This window comes from Streptomyces sp. NPDC091287, assembly GCF_044768525.1.
In the GTDB taxonomy this organism is placed as follows: Bacteria; Actinomycetota; Actinomycetes; order Streptomycetales; family Streptomycetaceae; genus Streptomyces.
Window position 1 is genome coordinate 240,777 of the sequence record NZ_JBIVUV010000006.1, and the last position, 15,477, is coordinate 256,253.

General features: G+C 68.6%; 15 protein-coding genes and 1 riboswitch. Of the genes, 12 read left to right on the plus strand and 3 right to left on the minus strand.

Features of this window, described 5'->3' with window-relative positions:
• The first annotated feature begins 185 nt into the window (after window positions 1-185).
• From coxB to ACIQRW_RS12220, 4 genes are all read left to right on the plus strand, one after another.
• A complete protein-coding gene (gene coxB / locus ACIQRW_RS12205) occupies window positions 186-1,154 on the plus strand; it encodes a cytochrome c oxidase subunit II (RefSeq protein WP_215102967.1) in 969 nt (322 codons plus the stop codon).
• Window positions 1,151-2,887 (plus strand): cytochrome c oxidase subunit I, encoded by a 1,737-nt coding sequence (gene ctaD / locus ACIQRW_RS12210; protein ID WP_050358013.1) that lies wholly within the window; start codon window positions 1,151-1,153, stop codon window positions 2,885-2,887. Before coxB ends, ctaD begins: the two co-directional genes overlap by 4 nt.
• Window positions 2,884-3,282, plus strand: a complete 399-nt coding sequence (locus tag ACIQRW_RS12215; RefSeq protein ID WP_007451224.1) for a cytochrome c oxidase subunit 4 — start codon at window positions 2,884-2,886, stop codon at window positions 3,280-3,282. The genes ctaD and ACIQRW_RS12215 overlap by 4 nt, the downstream gene beginning before the upstream one ends.
• 141 nt (window positions 3,283-3,423) lie before the next feature.
• Window positions 3,424-4,677 (plus strand): Ig-like domain-containing protein, encoded by a 1,254-nt coding sequence (locus tag ACIQRW_RS12220; protein WP_403757976.1) that lies wholly within the window; start codon window positions 3,424-3,426, stop codon window positions 4,675-4,677.
• 58 nt (window positions 4,678-4,735) lie between these two features.
• Here ACIQRW_RS12220 and ACIQRW_RS12225 read toward each other — a convergent pair whose 3' ends face one another.
• Window positions 4,736-5,137, minus strand: coding sequence for a hypothetical protein (locus ACIQRW_RS12225; RefSeq protein ID WP_398613752.1), 402 nt, complete (start codon window positions 5,135-5,137; stop codon window positions 4,736-4,738).
• A 199-nt stretch (window positions 5,138-5,336) separates the two neighbouring features.
• Between ACIQRW_RS12225 and ACIQRW_RS12230 the strand changes: the two genes are divergently transcribed.
• The 6 genes from ACIQRW_RS12230 (at window position 5,337) to ACIQRW_RS12255 (ending at window position 12,500) form a co-directional block, all read left to right on the plus strand.
• Window positions 5,337-5,957, plus strand: a complete 621-nt coding sequence (locus ACIQRW_RS12230) for a heme-copper oxidase subunit III (RefSeq protein ID WP_003969635.1) — start codon at window positions 5,337-5,339, stop codon at window positions 5,955-5,957.
• 55 nt (window positions 5,958-6,012) lie between these two features.
• Window positions 6,013-6,822, plus strand: coding sequence for a c-type cytochrome (locus tag ACIQRW_RS12235; protein ID WP_403757979.1), 810 nt, complete (start codon window positions 6,013-6,015; stop codon window positions 6,820-6,822).
• Entirely contained in the window at window positions 6,819-7,871 is a 1,053-nt protein-coding gene (locus tag ACIQRW_RS12240) for a ubiquinol-cytochrome c reductase iron-sulfur subunit (protein WP_215102947.1), read from the plus strand. Before ACIQRW_RS12235 ends, ACIQRW_RS12240 begins: the two co-directional genes overlap by 4 nt.
• Window positions 7,868-9,517 (plus strand): cytochrome bc complex cytochrome b subunit, encoded by a 1,650-nt coding sequence (locus tag ACIQRW_RS12245; RefSeq protein WP_403757982.1) that lies wholly within the window; start codon window positions 7,868-7,870, stop codon window positions 9,515-9,517. The genes ACIQRW_RS12240 and ACIQRW_RS12245 overlap by 4 nt, the downstream gene beginning before the upstream one ends.
• Window positions 9,518-9,640: 123 nt before the next feature.
• Window positions 9,641-10,705, plus strand: a complete 1,065-nt coding sequence (trpD, locus tag ACIQRW_RS12250) for an anthranilate phosphoribosyltransferase (RefSeq protein ID WP_403757985.1) — start codon at window positions 9,641-9,643, stop codon at window positions 10,703-10,705.
• Between the two features lie 106 nt (window positions 10,706-10,811).
• Window positions 10,812-10,929: riboswitch (SAM riboswitch) on the plus strand.
• 179 nt (window positions 10,930-11,108) lie between these two features.
• On the plus strand, window positions 11,109-12,500 hold the full coding sequence (locus ACIQRW_RS12255; protein ID WP_403757987.1) for an aminotransferase class V-fold PLP-dependent enzyme: 1,392 nt from the start codon (window positions 11,109-11,111) through the stop codon (window positions 12,498-12,500).
• 64 nt (window positions 12,501-12,564) lie between these two features.
• Here ACIQRW_RS12255 and ACIQRW_RS12260 read toward each other — a convergent pair whose 3' ends face one another.
• Together ACIQRW_RS12260 and ACIQRW_RS12265 are read right to left on the minus strand one after the other, a co-directional pair.
• The gene (locus ACIQRW_RS12260) at window positions 12,565-12,846 is read right to left on the minus strand and encodes an Lrp/AsnC family transcriptional regulator (RefSeq protein ID WP_003969641.1); all 282 of its coding nucleotides are present in this window, start codon (window positions 12,844-12,846) and stop codon (window positions 12,565-12,567) included.
• Window positions 12,843-13,592: a rhomboid family intramembrane serine protease gene (locus ACIQRW_RS12265; RefSeq protein WP_403757990.1), complete on the minus strand. Its 750-nt coding sequence runs from the start codon at window positions 13,590-13,592 to the stop codon at window positions 12,843-12,845. Before ACIQRW_RS12265 ends, ACIQRW_RS12260 begins: the two co-directional genes overlap by 4 nt.
• Window positions 13,593-13,785: 193 nt before the next feature.
• On the opposite strand from ACIQRW_RS12265, the gene ACIQRW_RS12270 reads away from it, so the two are divergent.
• Both ACIQRW_RS12270 and ACIQRW_RS12275 read left to right on the plus strand, forming a co-directional pair.
• Entirely contained in the window at window positions 13,786-14,028 is a 243-nt protein-coding gene (locus ACIQRW_RS12270; protein WP_003969643.1) for a hypothetical protein, read from the plus strand.
• 39 nt (window positions 14,029-14,067) lie between these two features.
• A complete protein-coding gene (locus ACIQRW_RS12275; RefSeq protein WP_403757993.1) occupies window positions 14,068-15,429 on the plus strand; it encodes an NYN domain-containing protein in 1,362 nt (453 codons plus the stop codon).
• Window positions 15,430-15,477: the final 48 nt, after the last annotated feature.

A 15,477-nucleotide genomic window follows, 5' to 3' on the forward strand; every position in this document is an offset into this window, starting at 1 on the left:
CCGTATTCCACCCCATGGGCGTGTCGGGCGGCGCGTTGGGCACCCTCCCCGCGCGACCCTAAATAGCGTCCAGTAGGGTTTGGTCCGCATAAACATCCAAACCCCTGCCCGCGTCAGGGCCGGCGACCGACCAGAGACATACGGGCGCGCCGACCGTGCGGGCGAGACTCTCGGGAAGGCGCTACGTGAGTCCCAACGGCTCCGACCGCTCGTCGCGGCGCCCGATGCGGCGGAAGCTGCCGCAGGTGCTGACTGCGGGCCTGGTCCTGGCGACGGCCTCCGGTTGTTCATACAACTGGGAGGATTTCCCCCGCCTCGGAATGCCCACTCCGGTTACGGAAGAGGCCCCTCGGATCCTCTCCCTCTGGCAAGGCTCGTGGGCGGCAGCGCTCGTCACGGGTGTCCTTGTCTGGGGGCTGATCCTCTGGAGCGTCTTCTTCCACCGGCGTAGCAGGACCAAGGTGGAGGTACCTCCGCAGACCAGGTACAACATGCCCATCGAGGCGTTGTACACAGTGGTTCCCCTCATCATCGTCTCGGTGCTCTTCTACTTCACCGCACGTGATGAGTCGAAGCTCCTCGAGCTCTCCGACAAGCCCGCCCACACCATCAACGTGGTCGGCTTCCAGTGGAGCTGGGGCTTCAACTACATCGAGAAGGTGGATGGCCAGCCCGCGGCGGGCCCCGAGATCCCCAAGGAACTCGACGCCATCCCCGACCGGTTCCACAAGGACTTCCCCGAAGGCGCCGGCGGCGTCTACGACGTGGGCATCCCCGGGACCCGTAACCCGCAGAACGGCAACCCGGGTCCGACCCTGTGGCTGCCGAAGGGTGAGAAGGTCCGCTTTGTCCTCACTTCGCGTGACGTCATCCACTCCTTCTGGGTGGTGCCGTTCCTCATGAAGCAGGACGTCATCCCGGGCCACACCAACGCGTTCGAGGTCACTCCCAACCGGGAGGGCACCTTCATGGGCAAGTGCGCCGAGCTCTGTGGCGCCGACCACTCCCGGATGCTCTTCAACGTCAAGGTCGTCTCCCCGGAGCGTTACCAGCAGCACCTCAAGGAGCTGGCTGAGAAGGGTCAGACGGGCTACGTGCCGGCAGGCATCGCGCAGACGGACCCGGCCAGGAATGCGGAGAAGAACCAACTGTGAGCATCCTCAACGAACCTCAGGGTGCCGCTCCGGCAGACGACTCGTACGAGGACGAGCTGCCCGTGCGGCGTAAGCAGCCGGGAAACATCGTCGTGAAGTGGCTGACCACCACTGACCACAAGACGATCGGTACGCTCTACCTGGTCACGTCGTTCGTGTTCTTCTGCATCGGCGGACTCATGGCGCTCTTCATGCGCGCCGAGCTGGCCCGTCCGGGCACGCAGATCATGTCGAACGAACAGTTCAACCAGGCGTTCACGATGCACGGCACGATCATGCTGCTGATGTTCGCGACGCCGCTGTTCGCCGGATTCGCGAACTGGATCATGCCGCTGCAGATCGGCGCGCCCGATGTGGCGTTCCCGCGGCTGAACATGTTCGCGTACTGGCTGTACCTCTTCGGCTCGCTCATCGCGGTGGCCGGCTTCCTCACCCCGCAGGGTGCGGCCGACTTCGGCTGGTTCGCCTACTCCCCGCTCTCGGACGCGGTCCGTTCGCCGGGCGTCGGCGCCGACATGTGGATCATGGGTCTGGCCTTCTCCGGCTTCGGCACGATCCTCGGCTCGGTCAACTTCATCACCACGATCATCTGCATGCGCGCACCCGGCATGACGATGTTCCGCATGCCGATCTTCACCTGGAACGTCCTGCTGACCGGTGTCCTGGTCCTGCTGGCCTTCCCGGTCCTCGCCGCCGCGCTCTTCGCGCTGGAGGCGGACCGAAAATTCGGTGCGCATATCTTCGACGCGGCCAATGGCGGCGCATTGCTCTGGCAACACCTCTTCTGGTTCTTCGGCCATCCAGAGGTGTACATCATCGCGTTGCCATTCTTCGGAATCATTTCCGAGGTCATCCCGGTATTCAGCCGCAAGCCGATGTTCGGCTACATCGGCCTGATCTCCGCGACGATCGCCATCGCCGGTCTTTCCGTGACGGTGTGGGCGCACCACATGTACGTCACGGGCGGTGTGCTGTTGCCGTTCTTCTCCTTCATGACGTTCCTCATCGCCGTACCGACAGGCGTGAAGTTCTTCAACTGGATCGGCACGATGTGGAAGGGGTCGTTGTCCTTCGAGACACCGATGCTCTGGGCCGTCGGCTTCCTGATCACCTTCACCTTCGGTGGTCTGACCGGCGTCATCCTCGCCTCGCCCCCGATGGACTTCCACGTCTCGGACTCGTACTTCGTCGTCGCGCACTTCCACTACGTCATCTTCGGCACCGTGGTCTTCGCGATGTTCTCCGGATTCCACTTCTGGTGGCCGAAGTTCACCGGCAAGATGCTGGACGAGCGACTCGGCAAGATCACGTTCTGGACGCTGTTCGTGGGCTTCCACGGCACGTTCCTGGTGCAGCACTGGCTCGGTGCCGAGGGCATGCCGCGTCGTTACGCGGACTATCTCGACGCCGACGGCTTCACCGCGCTGAACACGATCTCGACGATCTCCTCGTTCCTCCTCGGCCTGTCGATGCTGCCGTTCTTCTACAACGTCTGGAAGACCGCGAAGTACGGCAAGAAGATCGAGGTCGACGACCCGTGGGGTTACGGCCGTTCGCTGGAGTGGGCGACCTCCTGCCCGCCGCCGCGGCACAACTTCCTCACGCTGCCGCGGATCCGTTCCGAATCCCCGGCGTTCGACCTGCACCACCCGGAGATCACGGCGCTCGAACAGCTCGATCACCTCTCCGAGTCGGACAAGGCCCTCGCCGGCGGCAAGGAGGCAGGCAAGTGAAGATCCAGGGACAGATGTTCATCTGGCTGAGCGTCTTCATCCTCGCCATGGCCGTCGTGTACGGCGTGTGGTCCAAGGAGCCGGTCGGCACCACGGCCCTCTTCCTGGCCTTCGGGCTGTCCATCATGATCGGCTTCTACCTGGCCTTCACGGCCAACCGGGTCGACGCCATGGCCCAGGACAACAAGGAAGCGGACGTCGCCGACGAGGCGGGCGAGCTGGGGTTCTTCTCCCCGCACAGCTGGCAGCCGCTCTCCCTGGCGGTCGGCGGAGCCTTCGCCTTCATGGGCGTCGTCTTCGGCTGGTGGCTGCTGTACTTCTCCGCCCCCCTGCTCCTGATCGGCCTCTTCGGCTGGGTCTTCGAGTACTACCGGGGCGAGAACCGCACCCAGTGACACCGCACCCCGTGACACCGCACCCCGGGTGACACGCGCTACACCACGAAGGGCCCGCATCGCCGACAGCGACGCGGGCCCTTCGCTCGTTTGCAGTCACTGAACGCGCTGGAACGGATGAATCTTCTTAGCGTGGACGGCATGAACCACACGCCGCGCATCCGCACCGTAGTGAGCTGCACCCTGCTGGTCGTGACCCTCGCCGCGGGTGCGACCGCCTGTGGCTCGCCCGACGGCCACCCGCTCTCCACGAAGCCCTACGACGCGGGCGACCAGGTCTCCTTCAACGGCCCCTCCAAGGAGGAGAAGGCCGACCCCGACAAGCCCCTGGAAGTCACCGTCAAGGGGGACGACGGGCGCATCACCGACGTCAGCGCCGTGGACACCGGCGGCCGCCACCTCGCGGGAGAGCTCTCCGCCGACGGGAAGCGCTGGCGCTCCACCGCCCCGCTCGCGGCCGGCACCGGATACACCGTCAGGGTCGCCACGGAGAACGGCGACGGCGCCCCAGGCGTCCGTACGCTCTCCTTCGACACCTCATCGCCCAAGAAGTTGCTCAAGGTGGCCTTCGGCCCGGAGACGGGCACCTACGGCGTCGGACAGCCCATCACGGCGGAACTCAGCGCTCCGATCACCGACAAGGCGGCCAGGGCCACCGTCGAGCGCGCCCTGAAGGTCCGCTCCACCCCGGCGGTCACCGGCTCCTGGTACTGGGTCGACGACAAGAAGCTCCACTACCGCCCGCAGGAGTACTGGCCCGCGAACGCGACCATCGAGGTCCGCTCCAATCTGGCGGGCATCAAGGTGACCAACGCGCTCTACGGAGCCGAGGCCAAGCCGCTGAAGCTCACCACCGGCGACCGGATCGAGGCCATCACCGACGCCGCGGACCACACCCTGACGGTGTACCGCAACGGAGAAGTGATCAACACCATTCCGGTCACCACCGGCAAGCCCGGCTTCTCCACCCGCAACGGGATCAAGGTGGTGCTCGCCAAGGAGCAGTTCGTCCGTATGCGCGGGGAGACCGTCGGCATCGCCGCCGGCTCGTCGGAGTCGTACGACCTGCCGGTCTACTGGGCCACCCGGGTGACCTGGAGCGGCGAGTACGTCCACGCCGCCCCCTGGTCCACCGGCTCCCAGGGCAACGCCAACGTCAGCCACGGCTGCACCGGCATGAGCACCGGCAACGCCGAATGGTTCTTCGACACCGTGCGCGAGGGCGACATCGTCAAGGTCGTCGGCAGCCAGGGCGAGGACATGGACCCGTTCGGCAACGGGTTCGGCGACTGGAACCTCTCCTGGGAGAAGTGGCAGAAGGGCAGCGCCCTCCACGAGGGGGCCCCGGACAGCCCGGGGACACTCCAGGCCGCCCGGCTGCGTCCCCACGTCTGACCCCGGGCCAGGAGTGGCTCGCGGCGCGGAACGTCCCTCAGCGGGCCACAGGGGCCCCTCAGGCCTCCACGGCGAGCCGGCGGCGCAGCAGCGCCGCCAGCGCGTCGGCGAACTCCACCGGGTCCACCGGGAGCGTCACAGCGGCCTCCGCCCGGCTCCAGGTGGCCAGCCACGCGTCCTGCGGGCGGCCGATCAGCAGGAGCACCGGCGGGCAGCGGAAGATCTCGTCCTTGATCTGGCGGCAGACCCCCATGCCGCCGACGGGAGCCGTCTCCCCGTCCAGCACGCAGACGTCGACGCCGCCGTTGTCCAGCGCCGCGAGGACGGCCGGGAGCGTCGCGCACTCGAGGAACTCCACCGGTGGAACGTCCGCGGCAGGCCTGCGACCGGCTGCCAGCCTCACCTGCTCGCGGATGTTGGCATCGTCGCTGTAGACCAGGACCGTGGCGGTCGCCTGCATTGTTCCTCCGTGACATCGACGTCGTCGGGGCTCTCGGGGCATGAACCGATGCGCGGATCGTACTCCGCCCGACCGGCCGTCAGCACCGGTAATGACGACCTTCCGATGGGCCGTTCGGCGCAGGGTGCGACCCCTGCAGACGGTACGGACACACCGAACGGCACCCCCCGGGGTGAGGGCGGGATAAGCGACCGACATAATGTCGGTCGTGGCGACAGCAACGACAGTAGAAACCGGGCACGCGCACCCGTCGGTCAATCGGCCGAACCTCACCAGCGTCGGAACCATCATCTGGTTGAGTTCCGAGCTGATGTTCTTCGCGGCCCTCTTCGCGATGTACTTCACCCTGCGATCGGTGATGGGACCCGATTACTGGAAGGAGATGTCCGATCATCTGAACTTCCCGTTCTCGGCGACGAACACCACGATCCTGGTGCTCTCCTCACTCACCTGCCAGCTCGGTGTTTTCGCAGCCGAGCGGGGCGATGTGAAGAAGCTCCGCACCTGGTTCATCATCACGTTCGTGATGGGTGCGATCTTCATCGGCGGCCAGGTCCTGGAGTACACCGAGCTGGTCAAGGACGCGGGGCTCTCCCTGTCGTCCGACCCGTACGGCTCGGTGTTCTACCTGACCACCGGCTTCCACGGTCTGCACGTGACAGGCGGTCTCATCGCCTTCCTGCTGGTCCTCGGCAGAACGTACGCGGCCAAGAGGTTCACCCACGATCAGGCCACCGCCGCCATCGTCGTGTCCTACTACTGGCACTTCGTCGATGTCGTATGGATCGGCCTGTTCGCAACGATCTACATGATCAAGTAACCGGGCTCGCACCCGCCCACCATCGACGCAGAAGATCCTGACACCGGGGTAATCCGTGAAAAAGCTCTCCGCACGACGACGCCATCCGCTGGCGGCGGTCGTCGTACTACTCCTCGCGCTGGCGGCTACCGGGGGGCTGTACGCCGCGTTTGCGCCTGCGGGCAAGGCGCAGGCCGATGAAACCGCCCAGTCCCTCGCCATCGAAGAGGGCAAGAAGCTCTACTCCGTAGGCTGCGCCAGCTGCCACGGAACCGGCGGTCAGGGCACCACCGACGGGCCGTCCCTCGTGGGCGTGGGCTCCGCCGCCGTCGACTTCCAGGTCGGTACGGGCCGTATGCCCGCGCAGCAGCCGGGCGCCCAGGTACCGAAGAAGAAGGTCATCTACACCCAGGCGGAGATCGACCAGCTCGCGGCGTACGTCGCGTCGCTCGGCGCCGGTCCCATCACGCCGACCGACAAGCAGGTCGACCCCGCGGGCGCGGACGTCGCCAACGGTGGCGAACTGTTCCGCACCAACTGCGCCCAGTGCCACAACTTCACCGGTAAGGGCGGAGCCCTGACGGAGGGCAAGTACGCCCCCGACCTCGAAGGCGTGAGCCCGAAGCACATCTACGAGGCCATGCAGACCGGCCCGCAGAGCATGCCCTCCTTCCCCGACACGACGATGCCGGAGCAGGAGAAGAAGGACATCATCGCGTACATCGAGACCGTGAACGGTGACGAGACGGAGAGCCCCGGCGGCCTGGCCCTCGGCGGTCTCGGTCCGGTCAGCGAAGGTCTGTTCGCGTGGGTCTTCGGACTCGGTGCGCTCGTCGCAGTCGCCGTTTGGGTCGCGGCCCACACCGCTAAGGCCAAGAAGTCATGAGTAGCCAACAGATTCCAGAAGACAACCTGCCTGTGGTGCAGGAGACCGCGCACGGCGCGGTGGAGCGTCACGACGACCCGTTCGCCGACCCGGGACTGCCGGCCCACCAGCCGCGCATCCAGGACCTCGACGAACGCGCCGCGAACCGCTCGGAACGCGCCGTCGCGTTCATGTTCACCCTCTCGATGCTGGCGACGGTGGGCTTCATCGCCTCCTACGTCATCTTCCCGGTGGACAAGATCGTCTACATCTGGCCCTTCGGCCATGTGAGCGCGCTCAACTTCTCCCTGGGGCTCACCCTGGGTGCGGCGCTCTTCTTCATCGGCGCGGGAGCCGTCCACTGGGCGCGCACCCTGATGTCCGACGTCGAGGTCGCCGCCGACCGCCACCCGATCGAGGCCCCGCCCGAGGTCAAGGCGCAGGTCCTGGCCGACTTCAAGGCCGGTGCCGAGGAGTCCGCGATCGGTCGGCGCAAGCTGATCCGCAACACCATGTTCGGTGCGCTGGCCCTGGTGCCGCTCTCCGGAGTGGTCCTGCTGCGCGACCTCGGTCCGCTGCCGGAGAAGAAGCTCCGCACCACTCTGTGGGCCGAGGGCAAGCAGCTCATCAACATGAACACGATGAAGCCGCTGCGCCCCGAGCACATCACCGTCGGGTCGCTGGCCTTCGCCATGCCCGAGGGGCTCGACCCGGAGTCGCACGACTTCCAGACGCAGATGGGCAAGGCTGCCCTGATGATCGTCCGCATCGAGCCGGACGACATCAAGGACAAGCGCCAGCGTGACTGGGCCCACGAGGGCATCGTCGCGTTCTCCAAGATCTGCACCCACGTCGGCTGCCCGATCAGCCTGTACGAGCAGCAGACGCACCACGTGCTCTGCCCGTGCCACCAGTCCACCTTCGACCTCTCCGACGGCGCTCGCGTCATCTTCGGTCCGGCCGGCCACCCCCTTCCGCAGCTGCGGATCGGTGTCAACAGCGAGGGCAACCTCGAGGCGCTCGGCGACTTCGACGAGCCCGTCGGTGCTGCCTTCTGGGAGCGCGGATGAGTACTGCGACAAAGAACCCCTCCGCCGCCGGACCGGCGAGCGGGCGCAAGGCTCCGGCCGGCGAGCGGGTGGCCGACTGGGCGGACGGCCGGCTGGGCATCTACGGCCTCGCCAAGGCCAACATGCGCAAGATCTTCCCGGACCACTGGTCCTTCATGCTCGGTGAGGTCGCGCTCTACAGCTTCATCATCATCATCCTCACGGGTGTGTATCTGACGCTGTTCTTCCAGCCGAGCATGGGCGAGATCGTCTACCACGGTCCGTACGAGCCCATGCAGGGCATCCGGATGTCCGAGGCCTACGCCTCGACCCTGAAGATCAGCTTCGAGGTCCGCGGTGGTCTGCTCGTCCGGCAGATCCACCACTGGGCCGCGCTGATCTTTCTGGCCGCCATGTTCGTGCACATGATGCGCGTCTTCTTCACGGGCGCGTTCCGCAAGCCGCGCGAGATCAACTGGCTCTTCGGCTTCCTGCTGTTCGTGCTCGGCATGTTCACCGGGTTCACCGGCTACTCCCTGCCGGACGACCTGCTCTCCGGTACGGGTGTCCGCTTCACCCAGGGCGCGATCCTGTCGGTGCCGATCGTCGGTACGTACATCTCGATGTTCCTGTTCGGCGGCGAGTTCCCCGGCCACGACTTCGTGGCCCGGTTCTACTCGATCCACATCCTGCTGCTGCCGGGCATCATGCTCGGCCTGCTGGTGGCGCACCTGATCCTGGTCTTCTACCACAAGCACACGCAGTTCGCGGGTCCCGGCCGGACCAACAAGAACGTCGTCGGCATGCCGCTGCTGCCCGTGTACATGGCGAAGGCCGGAGGGTTCTTCTTCCTCGTCTTCGGCGTCATCGCGGCCATCTCGGCCATCGCCACGATCAACCCGATCTGGGCCATCGGCCCGTACCGGGTCGACCAGGTGTCCACCGGCGCCCAGCCCGACTGGTACATGGGCTTCGCCGAGGGTCTGGTCCGTGTGATGCCGGGCTGGGAGATCAACCTGTGGGGCCACACGCTCGCCCTGGGCGTGTTCATCCCGCTGGTCGGGTTCGGCGTGGTCCTCACCGCGATCGCGGTGTACCCGTTCATCGAGTCCTGGGTCACCGGCGACAAGCGCGAGCACCACATCCTGGACCGCCCGCGCAACGTCCCGACCCGTACGGGCTTCGGCGTCGCCTGGATCACGGCGTACTTCATCGGCCTCGTCGGCGGTGGAAACGACCTGTGGGCCACGCACTTCCACCTGTCGATCAACTCGATCACCTGGTTCGTCCGGATCTTCTTCTTCGTCGGACCGGTCATCGCGTTCATCGTCACCAAGCGGATCTGCCTCGGCCTCCAGCGCCGCGACCGGGAGAAGGTGCTGCACGGTCGCGAGACCGGCATCATCAAGCGCCTGCCGCACGGTGAGTTCGTCGAGATCCACGAGCCGCTCAGCCCCGGGCAGCTGCACACGCTCACGGCGCACGAGCAGTACCAGCCGCTCGACCTCGGCCCCGCGGTCGACGAGAACGGCGTCAAGCGCAGGATCTCCCCGGTGCAGAAGCTGCGCGCCAAGCTCAGCAAGGGGTACTACGCCGACGGGAACCAGATCCCCAAGGCCACCCCCGAGGAGTACAAGGAGATCAGCGAGGGCCACGGCCACCACTGATCACCTGAACTGATCGCCACCGTGAGAGCCCCGTCCATTCGATGGACGGGGCTCTTCGCGGTCTGCCCGGCTGGATAGGGTGGAGCCATCTTTCCTGACCGGCTGTGGACCCTGGAGCGGACCATGAACGTTGTGACCCCGAACGGCGGCGACAGCGTGGCGGACCGTTCCTGGCCCGGCCTCCTGAACCCCCTCCTGCGCGGCGAGAACCTCAGCTCCGAGGAGACCGCCTGGGCCATGGACCGGATCATGAGCGGCGAGGCCACCGACGCGCAGATCGCCGGGTTCGCCGTCGCGCTGCGGGCCAAGGGCGAGACCGTCGACGAGGTCACCGGACTCGTCCGCGCGATGTACGCCCACGCCAACACCATCCACGTGCCGGGCCGCACCGTCGACATCGTCGGCACCGGCGGCGACCTCGCCAAGACGGTCAACATCTCGACCATGTCCGCGATCGTCATCGCCGGCACCGGTGCCAAGGTCGTCAAGCACGGCAACCGGGCCGCCTCCTCCGCGAGCGGCTCCTCCGACGTGCTGGAGAAGCTCGGCGTCAACCTGGAGCTGACCCCGCAGCGGGTCGTCGAGGTCGCCGAAGCGGCGGGCATCACCTTCTGCTTCGCCGTGAAGTTCCACCCCGCCCTGCGGTACGCCGCCAAGGCCCGCAAGGAACTCGGCGCGCAGACCACGTTCAACATCCTGGGCCCCCTCACCAACCCGGCCCAGGTCCGCGCCCAGGCGGTCGGCGTCGCCGACGCCCGGATGGCGCCCATCGTCGCGGGCGTGCTGGCCGATCGGGGCAACTCCGCCTTGGTCTTCCGCGGTGACGACGGCCTCGACGAGCTGACCACCACCGCCACCTCCCGGGTCTGGGTGGTGCGCGACGGCGCGGTCCGCGAGGAGCCCTTCGACCCGCGCGACGTCGGGCTGCCCATCGTCCCCGTCGAGGCGCTGCGCGGCGCCGACGCCTCGTACAACGCCGATGTGGCCCGCCGACTGCTGGACGGCGAGGGCGGCGCGGTACGGGAAGCGGTGCTGCTCAACTCGGCGGCGGCCCTGGTCGCCCTGGACCCGGGCCCCGGCACGCTGACCGAACAGCTCGCGGCGAAGATCCTCGTCGCGGCCGAGGCCATCGACTCCGGGGCCGCCAAGCGGGCCCTGGAGCGCTGGGTGGCGGCCAGCAACGCCTGAGCGTGCGACGGGGACGGCTCCGGCCCGCACGGTGTGACACAGGGCGCAGTCCGGATGCCGGACTGCGCCCTTGCGCGTGTGCACACGTATGGCAAGATGCTGCGCAGGTCATGAGTGACAGCGACTACGGCCCCGGCCCGCTGTCCGGCAACCCTCCGTCCGTGGCGGGGTGCCCCGGGTGAAGACCAGGCCGCAGGCAGCGAGGTCTGCGGCAAGCGCGGGCCCCTCGGCATCCAGCGGATGCCAGCCCCCGGGGTCCTGGTCCCTAGGGAGTCTTCTGTGAGCAAGCGAATGCGCTAGGGCTTGTCGCCCTCCTTCCGCGCACCCTTTTCTCTTCCCCCCTCCCTGCGCTGCCGCGTACTGCCGGCGCATGGATTTCGCCTGCCTTTTACGGGAGTTCGCCATGTCTGTCCCCACCGCTGCCCTCGACTCGTCGGTTTGTGCCCCGCTGCCCGTTCTGGGGCAGAACGTCACGGTCCCGCTCGTCACCGGCGGTGAGGTCACCTACGCCGCGCTCGACTACGCCGCGAGCGCCCCGGCCCTCCAGCGCGTCTGGGACGACGTCGCCGCGTACGCCCCGTACTACGGCAGCGTCCACCGCGGCGCCGGCTACCTCTCGCAGCTCTCCACCGACCTCTTCGAGAACAGCCGCCGCACGGTCGCTGAGTTCCTCGGCTGCCGCGCGGAGGACCAGGTGGTCTTCACCCGCTCCACGACCGACTCCCTCAACCTGCTGGCCGCCGCGATCCCCGCCGACTGCCAGGTCTTCGTCTACGAGACCGAGCACCACGCGTCCCTGCTGCCCTGGCGCGACGCCCAGGTCACCTACCTCAACGCGCCCCGCACCCCGGCCCAGGCCGTCGAGACCCTGGAGCGCGCGCTCGCCGACCGCGACCCCTACGGCCCCGCCCTCGTCTGCGTCACGGGCGCGTCCAACGTGACCGGCGAGCTGTGGCCGGTGCGGGAACTGGCCGCCGCCGCCCACGCGCACGGCGCCCGGATCGTCCTGGACGCCGCGCAGCTGGCCCCGCACCACCCCGTGGACATCGCCGAACTGGACGTCGACTGGGTCGCGTTCTCCGGCCACAAGCTGTACGCGCCCTTCGGCTCCGGCGTCCTGGCCGGCCGCGCCGACTGGCTCCAGGCCGCCGAGCCGTACCTCGCCGGTGGCGGCGCGTCCCGGAAGGTCGCCCGGCGCGCCGACGGCGGCGTGGACGTCGACTGGCACACCACCCCCGCCCGCCACGAGGCAGGTTCGCCCAACGTCATCGGCGTCTACTCCATCGCCTCCGCCTGCAAGGCCCTGACCGAGGCCGGCTTCGAGGGCCTGGTCGCCCGGGAGCAGGAGCTCGTGGGCCGGGTCCGGGAGGGTCTCGCCGAGGTGCCCGAGGTGCAGGTGCTCTCGCTGTTCGGCGACGACGCCCCCCGGGTCGGCGTCATCTCCTTCGTGGTGCGCGGCTGGAACAGCTCGCACTTCGCCGCCGCCCTCTCCGCCGAGTACGGCATCGGCGTGCGCGACGGCCTCTTCTGCGCCCACCCGCTGGTGCGCACCCTGCTCGGCAGCGACCCGCAGGACCCGGGCGAGTGCGGCGCGCCGGAGGCCGAGCCGGGCGAGCGCTCGCTCAACGCGATCCGCGTCAGCTTCGGCGCCGGTACGCCCGACGAGCACATCGACCGGTTCCTGCGCGCGGTCTCCGAGCTGGTCCGTGAGGGCGCCCGGTGGAACTACCGCACCGAGGACGGCCGCTGCGTCCCGGACCGCGGCGAAGCCGCCCAGGTCCGAGACACGTTCTGATGAAACACCTCGGCCGGGGACGGGCGCGCTGCCCGTCCCCGGCCGAGGTGCGTCGCCGGTGTGCCTACGCGTCGAGGCCGATGGCGAAGGCCGCTTCCAGGTCGTGCTGGGAGTACGTACGGAACGCCACATGGGTGTCGGTGCCCTCGACGCCCGGGATCTTGCTGATCCGGCCGGGAATGACATCGGCGAGGTCGTCGTGCCTGGCGACCCGGACCATGGCGATCAGGTCGTAGGTGCCGGTCACGGAGAAGACCTCGCTGACGCTGTCCAGCGCGGCGATGGCCTCGGCGATCTCCGGAATCCGGTCCACGCTGGTCTTGATGAGCACGATCGCGGTGATCACGGCTGGCTGTCTCCCTCGGTGGCTGGAACCCTCACTCTAGTCCTACGCCCATGGAGCCCCCAGGCATACAGGAACCCGGCCCCGAAGCCCGCCACATGCGCCAGGTACGCCACCCCGGGACCGCTGCCCGCCCCCTGCGCCGCCGCCCACTGGAGCCCGAACCAGAAGACCAGCACGATCCAGGCGGGGAAGCGCAGCGGCAGGAAGAAGAGGAACGGGAACAGGCTGGTCACCCGGGTCCTGGGGAACAGGTAGAGGAACGCGCCGAGCACCGCGGAGATCGCCCCCGACGCCCCGACCAGCGTCTGCTCGGAGTCCGCGTGCGCCGCCGCGTAGCAGACCAGGGCCGCATAGCCGCAGCCCACGTAGAACAGGGCGAACCGCAACCGGCCCATGCGCTCCTCGGCCATCGCGCCGAACACGTAGAGGAACAACAGGTTCCCCAGCAGGTGCAGCCAGCTGCCGTGCACGAACAGCGCGGTGAACGGTGTGATGAGCGCATGCGCGGACCCCTCCCACAGCTCGGCGGGGATCACTCCCCACCGCTCGAAGTACCCGGCCTGCGCGGCGAGCAGCGCGTCCTCGCTCCCGTAGGCGGCGCCGCCGAACCCGGAGAGCGGGCTGATCAGGAAGATCACACCGCAGACGGCGATCAGCCCGTACGTGACCGGGGCGCCGCTCGACGCCGCCGCGTCCCGGATCCTCCCGGCCGTGGTCCGCCAGTCGGCCTGCCGCCCATCGATCATGTACAGAGCATGACGTACCGGTGGGGAACGGGACGGAGCGCCTCGCCGTGCCGATGCCTATACGCGAGGCCGTAGGGTTACGCCAGGACTTCCGCAGTTCGACGGCGCACCGCGAGATCCTTGACGTAGACAGGTGGAGACGCGGCGGCGCGCCCGGCGCGGGCTTCTGGCGACGACGAAAGAGGACCCAACGATGACGACGGTTCCCCTGCCGACCGACTCGACCCGCTGGCGCTGCACGCTGTGCGGCAATCTCACGCGCTTCGACGTGACCCGCTCCTCCAAGGTCGTGGAGTACGTGCATCTCGACCTGGCCGGTGAGTCGAGTGTCGAGGAGCGGGAGGTCGTCAGTGAGACCATCGAGTCGGTCCGCTGTCGTTGGTGCAACGCGGTGGACCAGATCGAACTGGTGGACAGGCCGGGTGCCGCTTCCTGAGGGAGCGCACCCTTCGACATATCTATGGGGTGACGGACGGTGGATCAGCCGACCAGCGGCGCCGGACCGGCCGATGAGGCCGACGGCGGTGCGGAGGTGCTCGGCCGTCCGCTGCCCGAGGGTGTCCGGCGGCGGGTGATCGCGCTGGTCTCGGACGCCTTCGGTGGCCTGACCGTCTCCGAACTGCCCGGCCAGCTACGGCAGTACGCCCGGTTCACCCCGACCCGGCGGGCGAAGTTCGCGGGGAACGCGATGGCCGCCGCGCTGGAGAGCGACGCCGTCTTCCGGCAGCGCATCGGGGAGCGGCTCGGCCAGTCCCAGCCCGAGCTGACCGGCGCCCTGGAGGCGGGTTCGCCGCCCGCCGCCGCCGATCCCCTCGATGTGGCCGCGGCCGCCTACGTGCTGCGCCCGGTCGGCTGGGTCAAGCTGGTCGAATCGGCCGGCGAGGAGGTCCAGCGCGCCGACGCGGAACGGGCCGACGAGGAGACCCGCCGCGAACTGGAGCACCTGCGCGAGGAGCTGGAACGGGCCCGCGCCCACACCCGCGCCGAGACCGAGCGGCTGCGCACCGAGCTGGAGGCGGCCCGCAAGGAGGCCGAGTCGCTGCACCGCAAGCTGCGCAGCGCCCTGAGCGAGGTGAAGCGGGGCGAGGCCGCCCTGCGCCGCGGCGCCGCCGAGGCCGACACCGTACGCGCCGAGTCGGCAGCCCAGCTCTCCGCCGCAGAGAGCGAGTCGCGCCGGCTCAAGGGACGGCTGGGGGAGGCCGAGGCGGCCCTGGAGGCGAGCCGCCGGGCCGCCCGTGAGGGCCGCTCGGTGGAGGACATGCGGCTGCGGCTGCTCCTGGACACCGTGCTGGACGCGGCCTCGGGGCTGCGCCGGGAGCTGGCGCTTCCCCCAGCGACGACGCGTCCCGCCGACACCGTGGACGCGGTGGAACCCGGCCGGATGTCACCCAAGGACATTGCGGCCAGGGCCCTTTCGGAGACCGATCCGGCGCTGCTCGACCAACTGCTGGCGCTGCCGCAGGCCCACCTCATCGTGGACGGCTACAACGTCACCAAGACCGGCTATCCCCAGATGCCGCTGGAGAAGCAGCGGTTGCGGCTGCTGGGCGGGCTCTCGGTGCTCGCGGCGCAGACCGGCGCCGAGATGACCTGCGTCTTCGACGGGGCCGAACTGGCCGCCCCGGTGCTGCTGGCCCCGCCCCGGGGCGTACGGGTGCTGTTCAGCAAGGCCGGGGTCACGGCGGACGAGCTGATCCGTCAACTGGCCCGCGCGGAACCGCCGGGGCGGCCCGTGGTGGTCGTCTCCACCGACCGGGAGGTGGCGGACGGCGTGGCCAAGGCCGGTGCGCGACCGGTCGCGTCCGTCTTGCTCCTCAAGCGCCTTTCGCGCGTCTAACGGGATATGCGCGACATGTGTGGCATGCCGTATTTCTGGGAACGTACC

Excerpts from the sequence above, each read along its gene's own strand:
- trpD (WP_403757985.1), top strand. The coding sequence starts at position 9,641 with ATGAACGTTGTGACCCCGAACGGCGGCGACAGCGTGGCGGACCGTTCC.
- ACIQRW_RS12225 (WP_398613752.1), bottom strand. The coding sequence starts at position 5,137 with ATGCAGGCGACCGCCACGGTCCTGGTCTACAGCGACGATGCCAACATC.
- ACIQRW_RS12220 (WP_403757976.1), top strand. The coding sequence starts at position 3,424 with ATGAACCACACGCCGCGCATCCGCACCGTAGTGAGCTGCACCCTGCTG.
- ACIQRW_RS12270 (WP_003969643.1), top strand. The coding sequence starts at position 13,786 with ATGACGACGGTTCCCCTGCCGACCGACTCGACCCGCTGGCGCTGCACG.
- ACIQRW_RS12255 (WP_403757987.1), top strand. The coding sequence starts at position 11,109 with ATGTCTGTCCCCACCGCTGCCCTCGACTCGTCGGTTTGTGCCCCGCTG.
- ACIQRW_RS12265 (WP_403757990.1), bottom strand. The coding sequence starts at position 13,592 with ATGATCGATGGGCGGCAGGCCGACTGGCGGACCACGGCCGGGAGGATC.
- ACIQRW_RS12230 (WP_003969635.1), top strand. The coding sequence starts at position 5,337 with ATGTCGGTCGTGGCGACAGCAACGACAGTAGAAACCGGGCACGCGCAC.
- ACIQRW_RS12245 (WP_403757982.1), top strand. The coding sequence starts at position 7,868 with ATGAGTACTGCGACAAAGAACCCCTCCGCCGCCGGACCGGCGAGCGGG.
- ACIQRW_RS12240 (WP_215102947.1), top strand. The coding sequence starts at position 6,819 with ATGAGTAGCCAACAGATTCCAGAAGACAACCTGCCTGTGGTGCAGGAG.